The following is a 12,304-nucleotide window of genomic DNA, read 5'->3' on the forward strand; positions in this document are numbered from 1 at the left end:
AGATGATTTATTTTATCGCGTGATAAGAAACGTTTATGCTGTAGCAAACGTTTACCTGCAATGTGGCGGACTGTTGCGATGTTTGAACCCTGGCGCCGGCTTCCTGCGCTTTCCCTGAAACAGATTCAGTATTTTGTCACGCTGGCCAAGCTGCGGCACTTTACCGATACTGCTCACCGGCTGGCGATCAGCCAGCCGGCGCTGAGCAGCGCTTTACGCCAGACAGAGTCGGTGCTGGGCGGGCGGCTGGTTAACCGCACCGCGTCGGCGGTAACGCTGACCGAGCTGGGGGCGGCAATTTTGCCGCATGCCGAACGGCTGCTGAATGTGGCGCAGGCCACCTTTGACGATATGCAGAAAATCATGCAGGACGGCGGTGACGGTACGCTGCGTATTGGCCTGGTGCCGTCGGTGGGCAGCCTGCTGTTTCCTGCGGCGCCGCAGCTATTGGCGCAGCATTTTCCCCGTCTGCAGGTGGAATATCACGATCAAACCAACGATGCTTTGCTGATGCAGCTGCAGAATGGGCAAATTGATTTTGGTATCGGTGCACTTGATCGCTCGGTGCCGACAACGCTGGAGGTTTATCCGCTGCGGGAAGATCCGTTTGTGGTGGTGATGCGTCGCGATGATCCCCTGGCTGAATCCCATCATTTACCTTGGCGGCAGTTAATCGGCCGGGATATTGCGCTCTTTTCCAAAGGGAACGTCAGCCGCCTGGTTGCGGCGCTGGCGGAAACCCACCGGCTTAATGTCACCGCCCGTTATCAGGTCGATTTTCTGGAGACCTTATATGGGCTGGTGCGTTCGAAACTGGCGATCGCCATTTTACCGCAGCTTTACACCACGCATTTGCATGATGATGAACTAACGGTCATCCATTTACAGCAGCCGCTACTGAGCCGCAGCGTCGCACTGATGCGCGCCAAACAGGGAATACGTTCGCCGTTAATTGAAGCGTGCTTCCAATTATTCTTACAAAACTTGCAGGGCCAAAGCCGGGACGGCTAGAGAGGAAATAAGAAAACAGCCAGGGAGTATTTACCATTGAAGCCGATAGCGACATCGGCTCAACGCAGTTGAACGACTGATTATCTTACATATTTCCAAACAGACGTCGGGATTTTGTCATACAGCTTATTCATGGTGAGTTCAGCCAGACGATGGTCGGCTGCGGAGTAAAACAGCTCGAGCTCATCGTCAGAGAGCGCGTACTTGTTTTTTTCAATCACTCTTTCAAGCGTATCGATAGTGGTGCATTTACGTAAACGCATCAGATAGTCGGTTTTTGTCATGATAGCCTTATGGTTACTAATCTTATTTAAATTGTTAAATAGTTTGGGGTAATTATCCCCTAAGTTTTCATTTTCGTACAGCAAACCTCCCCTGAGAACATTCCGAATAGTCGCCGTTTAGTTTTTTGCCAACGACGCAGATCGGAATCGTTAATACCGTAGTTACTAAATAACGTATAGGTATCGTCGAGGTACTCTTCGACTAATTCTGAAAAGTCACTTTCGTCCATGTATTTTATTTTATAGCTCATCACAAACGAAGCAATATGTTCGATCAGCTCATTCAGCTGCAGATTGACGGCCGATGTCGGATCGTTAACCCAGCCGTGGTGGCTGTCGCCCAACGTCGCTATGCCTTCATCGTACAGATTTTCACACAAGAATTTGAGTTGAGCAATATCATGCCGTTTCGGCGAGTACTCATCCATATCATCTCCTCCGCAAATCTTAATTTCTTGGTGACCGCACTTGGGTGAGTAGATGGATTGATGTCATTAACGGATAGCGTATATAGCCGCGATACTTCAGGTTGCCGGTACGTTGGCTGCGCCTGAGTCAGCGCATTGGGATTCCTTCCCTGACCGCCTTCCTGCAACCTGAATTATTTAGGGCGTATAAACTTTCCGTATAACCCCTTTATGCTTGAAAGCGTAACGCCGTTGCCTGGCATGAAACTCCGGGTTAACCCAGCGATGGGATGATTTCCTCACGGCTGCAGTAATTATTCCGGGTATTTTCAATATAAAACATTTCGCGGCGTTCGGCCTGTCATTATTACGTAAACTTACAATTCATCGGCAGGTGACGGAGGCGTGTTATCGATTATATCAAAAATTAATCCCTGTGGGAGCTGGGTGAATCTTACGCTGCCATTGACGGTTTCTTGCGTATTGATATCCAGACAGGCATTAAAAATGTGCCACTGGTAACGATAACTCATTGAATAGTCTGGGCCAGACACATTCCGAATATCAAGTATTTCTAATGAACCCTCAACATAACGCGCATTTTCAGAATAATAGCGCAGCTCGCTGGTAAGCAAGGGAGCCAGTTCCGCCCGTTTCTCATTAATGATGCTTTTTAATTGATCCGTTGATGCAGGCAGCGTTTTCAAGGGACAGGCCAGGGTGATATGCATAAAATTTTACCGTTTTACTCTGCTCTGTTTCCATTTTACGCCATTTTCAATACGGCGTTGGCATGCTTTGCGTGCTGTTTACCCACGCGGGGCCGGAACATGACGTCTTGAGTTATTGTGATACATGTGATGTTATATTATAACATTAACCTGAGGTCGCCATGATGTCTCTGTACTCTTCTGAACGTAACCTGAAAACGGCGGCGAACACCAGCGTGTTCACCGTCTCGGCCGCTCGTCGTTGCCTGGCGGTGCTATTGCTGCTGGCGCTGTTGTGGCTGGCTATCGCCTGGGCGGTATCGCTGCCATGATCGCGCTGCATCAGGCAACCGTCGGTTATGGTGGTGCGCCACTGTTCCCGCCGTTAACCGGGCACTTTGCCACTGGCTCTCTGACGGCGGTGATCGGCGTGAACGGCGCCGGTAAATCCACGCTGTTGAAAACCATTGCCGGTCTGCTGCCGTTGCAGAGCGGCTCACTGCAGTTTAGCCCCAATTCGCCGCCAACGATCGCCTATCTGCCGCAGCAGCTTGAGCTTGACCGCCAATTTCCTATCACCGTCGGCGATCTGGTGGCGATGGGCTGCTGGCGGCGGAGCGGTATCTTCGGGGCCATCACACGAACGCAGCGGCAGCAGATTACGCAGGCGCTGGAGACGGTGGGCATGGCGTCATTGGCGCGCAGGCCGCTGAATGCGTTATCGGGCGGGCAGCTGCAGCGGGCGCTGTTTGCCCGTTTGCTGGTGCAGCAGGCGCCGCTGATTCTGCTCGATGAACCTTTTACCGGGATTGATGCCGCGACGACCGATCTGCTCCTGCAGGTGATCGGACAGCTGCACCGGCAGGGGAAAACGCTGATTGCCGTATTGCATGACATGGCGATGGTGGCCGGTCACTTTCCGCAGGCACTCCGGCTGACGCCGCAGTACTGTCACTGGGGACGCGCGGAGGCGGTGCTGACGCCGGATCCTTCGGGCAATGCGACGGCGTATCGTCAGGCGGTCGCACCATGATGCTATTTCATCTGCTGACAGATCCTTTTACCTCATTCGGTTTTATGCGCCGTGCGCTGGTTGCCTGTTTGGCGCTGTCGCTGAGCAGCGCGCCGCTGGGAGTTTTGTTGCTGTTGCGGCGTATGAGCCTGGTGGGTGATGCATTATCCCATGCGGTGCTGCCGGGGGCGGCCATCGGCTATCTGATTTCCGGTATGTCGCTGGTGGCGATGGGGGCCGGCGGGTTTGTCGCCGGGCTGGCGGTAGCGATGCTGTCCGGCGTGGTCAGCCGTCGTACGCCATTAAAAGAAGACGCCAGCTTTGCCGGGTTTTACCTGGGCTCGCTGGCGTTGGGCGTCACCCTGGTGTCGCTGCGCGGCTCCAGCGTCGATCTGCTGCACGTGCTGTTTGGCTCGATTTTGGCGATCGACGTGCAGGCGATGGTGTTGGTGGGGGGGATCGCCAGCCTGTCGCTGCTGACGCTGGCCGCGCTGTATCGCGCGCTGGTGATTGAGGCCTTCGACGTCACCTTTCTGCGCGTCAGCGCGCCGCGCAGTCTGGCGCTGATCCACGGCGTATTTCTGGCGTTGGTGGTGCTCAATCTGGTGGCCGGTTTTCAGATTCTCGGCACGCTGATGTCGGTGGGGGTGATGATGCTGCCCGCCGCCAGCGCGCGTTTTTGGGCGCGCGACCTGCCGCAGACGCTGCTGATTTCCATGGGGCTGGCGATGTTCGCCTCTTTGATCGGACTGATCGGTTCCTACTATGCGTCGCTACCGGCCGGGCCGTCGATCGTGCTGAGCGCCAGCCTGGTCTTTTTTGTTTCCGTATTGTTTGGCGCGCACGGCGGGATATTTTCCGTGGTGCGGCGTCGATTGGCGTAATGGCAAGGAGAAAATATGAAATCTTTATCAATCACTCTGACGGCGGCGCTGCTGGTCAGCCCGGCGGCGATGGCAAAAACCGTAGACGCCGTCGCCAGTTTTTCCGTCCTGGCGGATATCGTTAAGCAGGTAGGCGGTGAGCACGTTAACGTGGTGTCGCTGGTCGGGCCGAATGGCGATCCGCACGCGTTTCAACCGTCGCCGCAGGACAGCAAGGCGCTGAAGCAGGCTGACGTGGTGTTTGTCAGCGGTCTGGGGCTGGAGGGCTGGCTGGACCGGCTGGTTGGCGCATCGGGGTATCAGGGGCCGGTGGTGGTCGCCTCGCAGGGCATCGACACGCGTAGCATGGAGGAAGACGGGCAGCAGATTACCGATCCACACGCCTGGAACAGCATGAAGAACGGCGTACGCTACGCCACCAATGTGATGAATGCGCTGGTGGTTGCCGACCCGCAGGACGCCGACTATTTCCGTCAGCGGGGCAAAGCCTATGTGCAGCAGCTGCAACAGTTGGACAGCTGGGCAAAAAGTGAGTTTTCGACGGTTGCGCCGCAGCGGCGTAAGGTACTGACCAGTCATGACGCCTTCGGCTATTTTGGCCAGGAGTATGGCGTGACTTTCCTTGCGCCGGTGGGTTTCTCCACCGAATCGGAGGCCAGCGCCAGCAAGGTCGCCGGTTTAATCGAACAAATCAAACGTGAAGGCGTACACAGCTACTTTATTGAGAACCAGACCGATCCTCGTCTGATGAAGCAAATTGCGGCGGCCACCGGCGCCAAGGCCGGCGGTGAACTCTATCCGGAGGCGTTATCCGACGCGCGCGGGCCGGCTTCTTCCTATGTGAAAGCCTTCAAACATAATGTCAGCGCGATGATCGCCGGTATGAAATAACCTTTTTGCGCCCCGTGCCAAACGGGGCCGGAGGTTGCCGGTATAAAAAAGCCCCGCAAACGGTAGCGGGGCTTTGACGACAGATGAGGTACTACGGTTAACGCTTTTTCTTACGTCCCTGTACCGCTTTAAAGCGCGGGTTGGACTTACAGATGACATAGATGCGGCCGCGGCGGCGCACGACTTTGCAATCTGGATGGCGATTCTTCGCCGAACGCAACGAACTTAAAACCTGCATGTGGATCCCTTATTTACTGCCGATAAAACGGCCGAAACGCTGTTGGAAACGGGCGGTGCTGCCTTCTTTCGAGAACTCTTTCTGCTTGCCGGTGTAATACGGGTGGGAAGCGGAAGAGACGTCGATGGTGACGTAGGGCAGCGTTTCGCCTTCGAACTCCACGGTGCGATCGGTTTTGATGGTTGAGCCGATTTTGAAGTAGCTGTTGGCGCTCAGATCGTGAAAGACCACCGGGCGGTACTGCGGATGAATGTCGGGCTTCATGATAGACTCCTTATGATATGTTATATCATAACAATTATTATGCGCCGCTTACCGCCGGCGATCAAGTGAAAAAAGAGGAGGGGAAGGGGGAGGGAACGTCGGGCGAAAAAAAGGCCGCTTGCGCGGCCTTGGTGTGAGTTAAATGCGATTAACGATGTTCAACCGGGTGGCTGTGCTCGATATCTTCAGACTTCTTGGAGAAGCGGCGGCGTACCACCACGAAGAAGACCGGAACGAAGAAGATGGCCAGCACGGTAGCGGTAATCATCCCGCCCATTACGCCGGTACCTACCGCGTTCTGCGCACCGGAACCTGCGCCGGAGCTGATGACCAGCGGCAGTACCCCGAGGATAAATGCCAGTGAGGTCATCAGGATTGGGCGCAGACGCATGCGTACCGCATCCAGCGTCGCCTCAATCAGGCCCTTGCCTTCTTTTTCCATTAGATCTTTGGCGAATTCGACGATTAATATCGCGTTCTTCGCCGATAGCCCAATGGTTGTCAGCAGGCCTACCTGGAAGTAAACGTCGTTGTTCATGCCGCGCATCGTGGCCGCCAGCAGCGCACCGATAACCCCGAGCGGCAGTACCAGCATGACCGAGAACGGAATCGACCAGCTCTCATACAGCGCTGCCAGACACAGGAACACCACCAGAATCGAGATAGCGTACAGCGACGGCGCCTGGTTGCCGGACAGACGTTCCTGATAGGACATGCCGGTCCAGTCGTAACCTACGCCGCTTGGCAGTTTCGACGCCAGCTCTTCCATCAGGCTCATGGCTTCACCGGTACTCTTGCCTGGCGCTGCCTGGCCGAGGATCTCCATGGACGGCAGGCCATTATAACGCTCCAGACGCGGTGAACCGTATTCCCACTTGGCACTGGAGAAGGCGGAGAACGGCACCATCTGACCGGATTCGCCGCGGACATACCAGTTGTTGATATCTTCCGGCAGCATACGGTACGGCGCATCAGACTGTACGTACACCTTCTTCACACGACCGCGGTCGATGAAGTCGTTGACGTATGAGCCGCCCAGCGCGGTAGTCAGCGTGCTATTGATGGTGGTCAGGCTGACGCCCAGCGCCTTGGCTTTCTCCTGGTCGACGGTCAGTTTGAACTGCGGCGTATCTTCCAGGCCGTTAGGACGCATACCCACCAGCATGTCCGGATGCTGTGCGGCCATGCCCAGCAGCTGGTTACGCGCTTCGGTCAGTTTTTCGTGGCCGAGGCCGCCCTGGTCAATCAGCTCGAAGTCGAAGCCGGTTGCGGTGCCCAGTTCGATAATCGCCGGCAGGTTGAATGGAATCACCATCCCGTCTTTGATTTGCGAGAAGGCGGCCATCGCACGGCCGGCAATCGCCTCGACCTTGTTCTCACTGCCCGGACGTTCGTTCCAGTCTTTCAGGCTGACGAACGACAGACCGTTGTTCTGGCCATTACCGTTAAAGCCGAAGCCAGCAACGGTAAACACGGACACCACGTTATCTTTCTCTTTGGTCAGGAAGTGGTTGGTGACCTCTTCCAGCACTTTCGACGTACGGGCTTCCGTCGCGCCGGCAGGCAGCTGCACCATGGTCAGCAGAATGCCCTGGTCTTCATCCGGCAGGAATGAAGAAGGCAGACGCAGGAACAGGAACGCCATGCCCACGACGATCAGCAGGTAGATCAGCAGATAACGGCCGGTGCTGCGCAGAATGTTGGCCACGCTGTCGGTGTAGTGGTGCGTGCTCTTTTCGAACATGCGGTTGAACCAGCCGAAGAAGCCGGTTTTCACCCCGTGATCACCTTTCGGGATCGGTTTGAGCATCGTGGCACACAGCGCCGGCGTCAGGATCATCGCCACCAGCACCGACAGCGCCATCGCGGAAACGATGGTGATCGAGAACTGACGGTAGATGGCGCCGGTAGAACCGCCGAAGAAGGCCATCGGGATAAATACCGCAGACAGCACCATGGCGATACCGACCAGCGCGCCCTGAATCTGCCCCATCGATTTTCTGGTGGCTTCTTTCGGCGGCAGTCCTTCCTCGGACATCACACGCTCGACGTTTTCTACCACCACGATGGCGTCATCCACCAGCAGGCCTATCGCCAACACCATGCCGAACATCGTCAGGGTGTTTATCGAGAAGCCGAACGCCGCCAGGATGGCGAACGTACCCAGCAAAACGACCGGCACCGCGATGGTTGGGATCAGCGTGGCGCGGAAGTTCTGCAGGAACAGGTACATGACCAGGAACACCAGCACGATCGCTTCGAACAGCGTTTTCACCACTTCGTTAATGGAAATCTTAACGAACGGCGTGGTGTCGTACGGATAGACCACTTTCATCCCATGCGGGAAGAACGGCTCCAGCTTGCCCAGCTCGGCTTTGACCGCCGCGGCGGTGTTCAGCGCGTTGGCGCCGGTGGCCAGCTTAATACCCAGGCCGGCGGCCGGCTTGCCGTTGTAGCGTGCGGTCACGGCGTAGCTTTCAGCGCCGCGCTCAATGCGCGCCACGTCCCGCAGACGCACCTGTGAACCGTCGCTGTTCACCTTCAGCAGAATCTTGCCGAACTCTTCCGGCGTTTTCAGACGGGTCTGCGCGATGATCGAGGCGTTCAGCTGCTGGCCCTCAACCGGCGGCAGGCCACCCAGCTGCCCGGCGGCGATCTGGTTGTTCTGCTCGGTGATGGCGCTGGTGACATCGGTGGTCGTCAGCTGGAAGTTGTTCAGCTTGTTCGGGTCCAGCCAGACGCGCATTGCGTACTGGGCACCGAACAGCTGCACTTCACCCACGCCGGAAGCACGGCTGATCGGGTCCTTGATGTTGGAGGCCACGTAGTCGGCAATATCATCCTGCGTCATGTTCGGATCGTCGGAAACGAAACCGGCCACCATCAGGAAGCTGCTGCTGGATTTCTCTACTTTCAGGCCTTGTTGTTGGACTTCCTGCGGCAACAGCGGGGTTGCCAGCGACAGTTTGTTCTGGACCTGTACCTGCGCGATGTCAGGATCGGTACCGGAATCAAACGTCAGCGTGATTTGCACGCTACCGGAGGAGTCACTGGAGGAGGACATATACATCAGATTATCGATACCGTTCATGTTCTGTTCGATAATCTGCGTGACGGTGTCCTGCACCGTGGTGGCATCAGCGCCAGGGTAGGTGGCGGAGATGGTTACCGCCGGTGGTGCGATAGTCGGATACTGCGCGACCGGCAGTTTCATTATCGCAAGCACCCCCGCCAACATCACGATGATGGCGATTACCCAGGCGAAAATGGGGCGATCTATAAAGAACTTAGCCATGTATTACCGGCTCCTTTTTATGACTTCTGCGCGTCAGCCTGCGGCTGTTTTTGCGCCTGAGTGTCAACTTCTTGTGCTTTTACCTGCATGCCTGGTCTGGTTGTCATCAGGCCGGTGACGATCACCCGGTCGCCGGATTTCAAACCGTCGGTAACCAGCCATTTGTCGCCGATGGCCTGGTCAGCCTGCAGAGTACGCATTTCAACCTTGTTGTCGGCGCCGACTACCAGCGCAGTCGCCTGGCCGCGCGGGTTGCGCGTCACGCCCTGCTGCGGCACCAGCAACGCGTTGCTGCGGACGCCTTCATCCAGACGGGCGCGCACGAACATGCCGGGCAGCAGCTGGTCGTTCGGGTTAGGGAACACCGCGCGGATGGTGATGGAACCGGTGGTTTCATCGACGGTGACGTCGGAGAACTCCAGGGTGCCTTCCTGCGCGTATTCTTTACCGTTTTCCAGCAGCAGCTTGACCTTCGCCTTGCCGTTTTCCTGTTTCAGGGTGCCGTTGGCCAGCTCCTGTTTCAGACGCAGGAAATCGTTGCTTGACTGGGTCACGTCGACGTACATCGGATCCAGCTGCTGTACGGTGGCCAGTGCGGTGCTCTGCCCGGCGGACACCAGCGCGCCTTCAGTGACGGAGGACTTGCCGATGCGGCCGGAGATTGGCGAGGTCACCTTGGTGTAAGCCAGGTTGATGCGCGCCGTTTCCACTGCGGCCTTGGCGGCCAGCACCGCAGCGTTGCCCTGCTGCAGGTTCGAGGTGGCGGTATCGTAATCTTGCTTACTGATGTAGTTGGTGCCCAGCAAAGGTTTGTAGCGGTTGACGGTTAAGCGTGCGATTTCCGCCGCGGCCTGCGCTTTGGCCAAATCGCCTTTGGCGCTGTTGTAGCTGGCCTGGTAGGTGGCAGGATCGATTTGATACAAAGATTCGCCGGCCTTGATATCGCTGCCTTCGACAAAGTTGCGCTTCAGGATGATGCCGCCGACCTGAGGACGAACTTCGGCAATGCGGTATGCAGCGGTGCGGCCCGGCAGGTCGGTCGTCATATTGAGAGGCTGCGCCTTCAAGGTAACCACGCCCACTTCGGGAGCCTGCTGAGCGCCTTGCTGTTGGGCTTCTTTATTGTCACATCCTGTAAGCGCTAAGCTGCCGGAAAGCATCAGAACTGCCGCCAGAGGCGTTAACCCTCTGTTTTTGTTCATAGAAAAACCTCAAGTGTCCGATTTCAAAATGATCAATGGATCACAAGCGCGCAAACCCATTGCTGCGTTAATTTTATGTGCGTGCTATGGTACATACATTCGCAAATGTATGTAAATCACGCTCCCCCGAAAAAACAATGCCATGGCACGAAAAACCAAACAGCAGGCGCAAGAAACCCGACAACAGATTCTCGACGCTGCAGTGCGAGAATTCTCCGAGCGAGGCGTTTCCGCAACTTCTCTCACCGATATTGCAACGGCAGCCGGGGTGACGCGCGGTGCGATATACTGGCATTTCAAGAATAAGGTAGACCTGTTTAACGAAGTTTGGGAATTATCAGAGTCGAAAATAGGCGACCTTGAAATAGAGTATCAGGCAAAGTTTCCCGATAATCCACTGAGGATTTTACGGGAAATCCTTATCTATGTCCTGACGGCGACGGTGGACGACGTGCGCCGCCGCGCCCTGATGGAGATCCTTTTCCATAAATGTGAATTTGTCGGCGAAATGATGCAGCTGCATGACATTCACAAAGTTTTATACCTCGAAAGTTACGACCATATTGAAAGCGTATTGCGCAACAGCATGCGTTGCGGTCAGCTGCCGGCCGATCTGCACACCCGGCGCGCGGCGGTTATTTTACGCGCTTACGTCACCGGGTTGATGGAAAACTGGCTGTTTATGCCGGAAACCTTCGATCTGAAGGGCGAGGCGGCGGCGCTGGTCGATGCGTTTATCGAAATGGTTCAGTATTGTCCGACGCTGCGCGTCAGCCCGTCCGAGCAGGCGGCGCTGACGTCCTGAGCGGACACCTCCCGCAAAATAGAGAACAAGGAGGCAGTGATGTCATCTATCGTGCTAGTCGCCAGCGGCGCAGCCTATGGCCAGGAATCCCTGTTTAACGCGCTGCGTCTGGCGATCGCGCTGAAAGAGCAGCAGAGCGCGCTGGAACTGAAAATTTTTCTGATGTCTGATGCGGTGGTGGCCGGCATTGCCGGGCAGCAGCCGCATGAAGGCTACCATTTACAGCAGATGCTGGAAATTCTGACGGCGCAGCAGGTGCCGATCCGGCTGTGCAAAACCTGCGCGGATGCGCGCGGCGTCAGCCGCCTGACGCTGACCGACGGCGTGGAAATCGGCACGCTGGTGGAACTGGCGCAGTGGACGCTGGCCGCAGATAAAGTGCTGACGTTTTAAGCGGCGGCTCAGCTTTCCGGCAGATAGGGCGAGGTGACGCCGGCGCGCTGCAGTTTTTCCTGATAGTCCCGTTTGACAATATCCAGCGCCGCCAGCGCGGTGGCTGGATCGATCTCGTTACACTCCAGCAGGTAAATCAGGTCTACCGCCAGCTGCAGTTCCGGTGAAGCATTTTCTAGGGACATAAATCCAACGTTTAATTCAATGAGTAAGTTTATCCGGCACGCTAGCGCCTAATCGGTCGGAAAATAGCGGGAAGCGGCCCGCGAACCAGCACTGAGTATAGTGAAGGTCGCGCAGCGCCGGGCATTTTCCTTCAAATATTGTGATAAATATTCAAAAACCGTTTTCTTTACGCTCGATGCCGCGCTCAATGCGCGCCAGCGCCTGCCGGCAACGCATCAGGCGTCCCTCCAGCGCCGCCACTTCCTGCTGCAGCTTGCGCTGCGCCGCCAGCGTGCTCTGCGCGCCGAGTAAACTTTCCCGATCCTGAATCATGGCGATCAGGCGGCGCTCGTAATCCTGGTGCTCCGCCAGCTTGTGGTACAGATCTTCCTCTTTCGGCGCCCGGGGTTGGTTTTTGCGCCGCAGCGCCTGCGTGGCCAGTTCACGCTGCAGCGCGGCGATTTGCGCCACCAGCTTTTCCGCCAGAAACGCCACCTGCGGCGTACGGTTGTCGTTGACCGCATCTTTCAACTGGGCAAAGTTGTGTTGGATCTGCGCCAGATAGTCGCGCAGCCGCGTGCCCTGATGGCTGAACAGCGCGCTGTCGAAGCGGGCCTGCGGGATCGGTGCGTCGCCGTGCGGCGAAACCTCGCCGGCCAGTTGGGCGATCTGCTGTTCCAGAACCTGTATCAGTCGGTGTGTGCTCACGGTGGTGTGTCCTAACGGGCGTTATCGGTCTAACC

16 protein-coding genes are annotated in these 12,304 nt (G+C 56.5%); 7 read left to right on the top strand and 9 right to left on the bottom strand.

Annotated features, from left to right (window positions below):
- The first annotated feature begins 78 nt into the window (after window positions 1–78).
- Complete coding sequence (locus D781_RS04970) at window positions 79–1,011, top strand: LysR family transcriptional regulator (protein WP_015671219.1); 933 nt, start codon at window positions 79–81, stop codon at window positions 1,009–1,011.
- Window positions 1,012–1,091: 80 nt separating this feature from the next.
- Here D781_RS04970 and D781_RS04975 read toward each other — a convergent pair whose 3' ends face one another.
- The 3 genes from D781_RS04975 to D781_RS22525 form a co-directional block, all read right to left on the bottom strand.
- A complete protein-coding gene (locus D781_RS04975; protein WP_015671220.1) occupies window positions 1,092–1,295 on the bottom strand; it encodes an HHA domain-containing protein in 204 nt (67 codons plus the stop codon).
- Between the two features lie 59 nt (window positions 1,296–1,354).
- Window positions 1,355–1,723 (bottom strand): Hha toxicity modulator TomB, encoded by a 369-nt coding sequence (gene tomB / locus D781_RS04980; protein ID WP_015671221.1) that lies wholly within the window; start codon window positions 1,721–1,723, stop codon window positions 1,355–1,357.
- A gap of 356 nt (window positions 1,724–2,079) precedes the next feature.
- On the bottom strand, window positions 2,080–2,433 hold the full coding sequence (locus D781_RS22525) for a hypothetical protein (protein WP_015671222.1): 354 nt from the start codon (window positions 2,431–2,433) through the stop codon (window positions 2,080–2,082).
- 161 nt (window positions 2,434–2,594) lie between these two features.
- Between D781_RS22525 and D781_RS23830 the strand changes: the two genes are divergently transcribed.
- Genes D781_RS23830 through D781_RS04995 form a run of 4 tightly spaced genes read left to right on the top strand, consistent with a single transcriptional unit; the run spans window position 2,595 to window position 5,199 of the window.
- The gene (locus tag D781_RS23830; RefSeq protein ID WP_015671223.1) at window positions 2,595–2,744 is read left to right on the top strand and encodes a hypothetical protein; all 150 of its coding nucleotides are present in this window, start codon (window positions 2,595–2,597) and stop codon (window positions 2,742–2,744) included.
- A complete protein-coding gene (locus tag D781_RS04985) occupies window positions 2,741–3,445 on the top strand; it encodes an ABC transporter ATP-binding protein (RefSeq protein WP_015671224.1) in 705 nt (234 codons plus the stop codon). The genes D781_RS23830 and D781_RS04985 overlap by 4 nt, the downstream gene beginning before the upstream one ends.
- Complete coding sequence (locus D781_RS04990) at window positions 3,442–4,308, top strand: metal ABC transporter permease (RefSeq protein ID WP_015671225.1); 867 nt, start codon at window positions 3,442–3,444, stop codon at window positions 4,306–4,308. The genes D781_RS04985 and D781_RS04990 overlap by 4 nt, the downstream gene beginning before the upstream one ends.
- A 15-nt stretch (window positions 4,309–4,323) precedes the next feature.
- Window positions 4,324–5,199 carry a metal ABC transporter substrate-binding protein gene (locus D781_RS04995; RefSeq protein WP_015671226.1) on the top strand — a complete coding sequence of 292 codons (876 nt, stop codon included), beginning with the start codon at window positions 4,324–4,326 and terminating at the stop codon, window positions 5,197–5,199.
- 97 nt (window positions 5,200–5,296) lie between these two features.
- Here the strand turns inward: D781_RS04995 and ykgO are convergent, their stop codons facing one another.
- The 4 genes from ykgO to sdeX form a co-directional block, all read right to left on the bottom strand.
- A complete protein-coding gene (gene ykgO / locus D781_RS22530) occupies window positions 5,297–5,437 on the bottom strand; it encodes a type B 50S ribosomal protein L36 (RefSeq protein ID WP_004940304.1) in 141 nt (46 codons plus the stop codon).
- Window positions 5,438–5,446: 9 nt separating this feature from the next.
- Window positions 5,447–5,701 carry a type B 50S ribosomal protein L31 gene (locus D781_RS05000; RefSeq protein ID WP_015671227.1) on the bottom strand — a complete coding sequence of 85 codons (255 nt, stop codon included), beginning with the start codon at window positions 5,699–5,701 and terminating at the stop codon, window positions 5,447–5,449.
- A 148-nt stretch (window positions 5,702–5,849) separates the two neighbouring features.
- Window positions 5,850–8,996, bottom strand: a complete 3,147-nt coding sequence (sdeY, locus tag D781_RS05005; RefSeq protein WP_015671228.1) for a multidrug efflux RND transporter permease subunit SdeY — start codon at window positions 8,994–8,996, stop codon at window positions 5,850–5,852.
- A gap of 17 nt (window positions 8,997–9,013) precedes the next feature.
- Entirely contained in the window at window positions 9,014–10,198 is a 1,185-nt protein-coding gene (gene sdeX, locus D781_RS05010) for a multidrug efflux RND transporter periplasmic adaptor subunit SdeX (RefSeq protein WP_015671229.1), read from the bottom strand.
- 142 nt (window positions 10,199–10,340) lie between these two features.
- Here sdeX and acrR point away from each other — a divergent pair, with 142 nt between their 5' ends.
- Window positions 10,341–11,003: a multidrug efflux transporter transcriptional repressor AcrR gene (acrR, locus tag D781_RS05015; protein ID WP_015671230.1), complete on the top strand. Its 663-nt coding sequence runs from the start codon at window positions 10,341–10,343 to the stop codon at window positions 11,001–11,003.
- A gap of 39 nt (window positions 11,004–11,042) precedes the next feature.
- Complete coding sequence (locus D781_RS05020) at window positions 11,043–11,396, top strand: DsrE/DsrF/TusD sulfur relay family protein (protein ID WP_015671231.1); 354 nt, start codon at window positions 11,043–11,045, stop codon at window positions 11,394–11,396.
- An 8-nt stretch (window positions 11,397–11,404) separates the two neighbouring features.
- Here the strand turns inward: D781_RS05020 and rsmS are convergent, their stop codons facing one another.
- Window positions 11,405–11,581 (bottom strand): pleiotropic regulatory protein RsmS, encoded by a 177-nt coding sequence (gene rsmS / locus D781_RS22535; RefSeq protein WP_015671232.1) that lies wholly within the window; start codon window positions 11,579–11,581, stop codon window positions 11,405–11,407.
- A gap of 151 nt (window positions 11,582–11,732) precedes the next feature.
- Complete coding sequence (locus D781_RS05025) at window positions 11,733–12,269, bottom strand: primosomal replication protein (RefSeq protein ID WP_015671233.1); 537 nt, start codon at window positions 12,267–12,269, stop codon at window positions 11,733–11,735.
- Window positions 12,270–12,304 lie beyond the last annotated feature (35 nt).

The sequence above is a fragment of the Serratia sp. FGI94 genome (genome assembly GCF_000330865.1).
Taxonomy (GTDB): domain Bacteria; phylum Pseudomonadota; class Gammaproteobacteria; order Enterobacterales; family Enterobacteriaceae; genus Serratia_B; species Serratia_B rubidaea.

Bases quoted from the DNA above. Each gene is read 5' to 3' on its own strand.
- tomB (WP_015671221.1), bottom strand. From the start codon at position 1,723: ATGGATGAGTACTCGCCGAAACGGCATGATATTGCTCAACTCAAATTC.
- sdeY (WP_015671228.1), bottom strand. From the start codon at position 8,996: ATGGCTAAGTTCTTTATAGATCGCCCCATTTTCGCCTGGGTAATCGCC.
- D781_RS05020 (WP_015671231.1), top strand. From the start codon at position 11,043: ATGTCATCTATCGTGCTAGTCGCCAGCGGCGCAGCCTATGGCCAGGAA.
- D781_RS04985 (WP_015671224.1), top strand. From the start codon at position 2,741: ATGATCGCGCTGCATCAGGCAACCGTCGGTTATGGTGGTGCGCCACTG.
- sdeX (WP_015671229.1), bottom strand. From the start codon at position 10,198: ATGAACAAAAACAGAGGGTTAACGCCTCTGGCGGCAGTTCTGATGCTT.
- D781_RS04995 (WP_015671226.1), top strand. From the start codon at position 4,324: ATGAAATCTTTATCAATCACTCTGACGGCGGCGCTGCTGGTCAGCCCG.
- acrR (WP_015671230.1), top strand. From the start codon at position 10,341: ATGGCACGAAAAACCAAACAGCAGGCGCAAGAAACCCGACAACAGATT.
- D781_RS04990 (WP_015671225.1), top strand. From the start codon at position 3,442: ATGATGCTATTTCATCTGCTGACAGATCCTTTTACCTCATTCGGTTTT.
- D781_RS04975 (WP_015671220.1), bottom strand. From the start codon at position 1,295: ATGACAAAAACCGACTATCTGATGCGTTTACGTAAATGCACCACTATC.
- ykgO (WP_004940304.1), bottom strand. From the start codon at position 5,437: ATGCAGGTTTTAAGTTCGTTGCGTTCGGCGAAGAATCGCCATCCAGAT.
- rsmS (WP_015671232.1), bottom strand. From the start codon at position 11,581: ATGTCCCTAGAAAATGCTTCACCGGAACTGCAGCTGGCGGTAGACCTG.
- D781_RS23830 (WP_015671223.1), top strand. From the start codon at position 2,595: ATGATGTCTCTGTACTCTTCTGAACGTAACCTGAAAACGGCGGCGAAC.
- D781_RS04970 (WP_015671219.1), top strand. From the start codon at position 79: ATGTTTGAACCCTGGCGCCGGCTTCCTGCGCTTTCCCTGAAACAGATT.
- D781_RS05000 (WP_015671227.1), bottom strand. From the start codon at position 5,701: ATGAAGCCCGACATTCATCCGCAGTACCGCCCGGTGGTCTTTCACGAT.
- D781_RS22525 (WP_015671222.1), bottom strand. From the start codon at position 2,433: ATGCATATCACCCTGGCCTGTCCCTTGAAAACGCTGCCTGCATCAACG.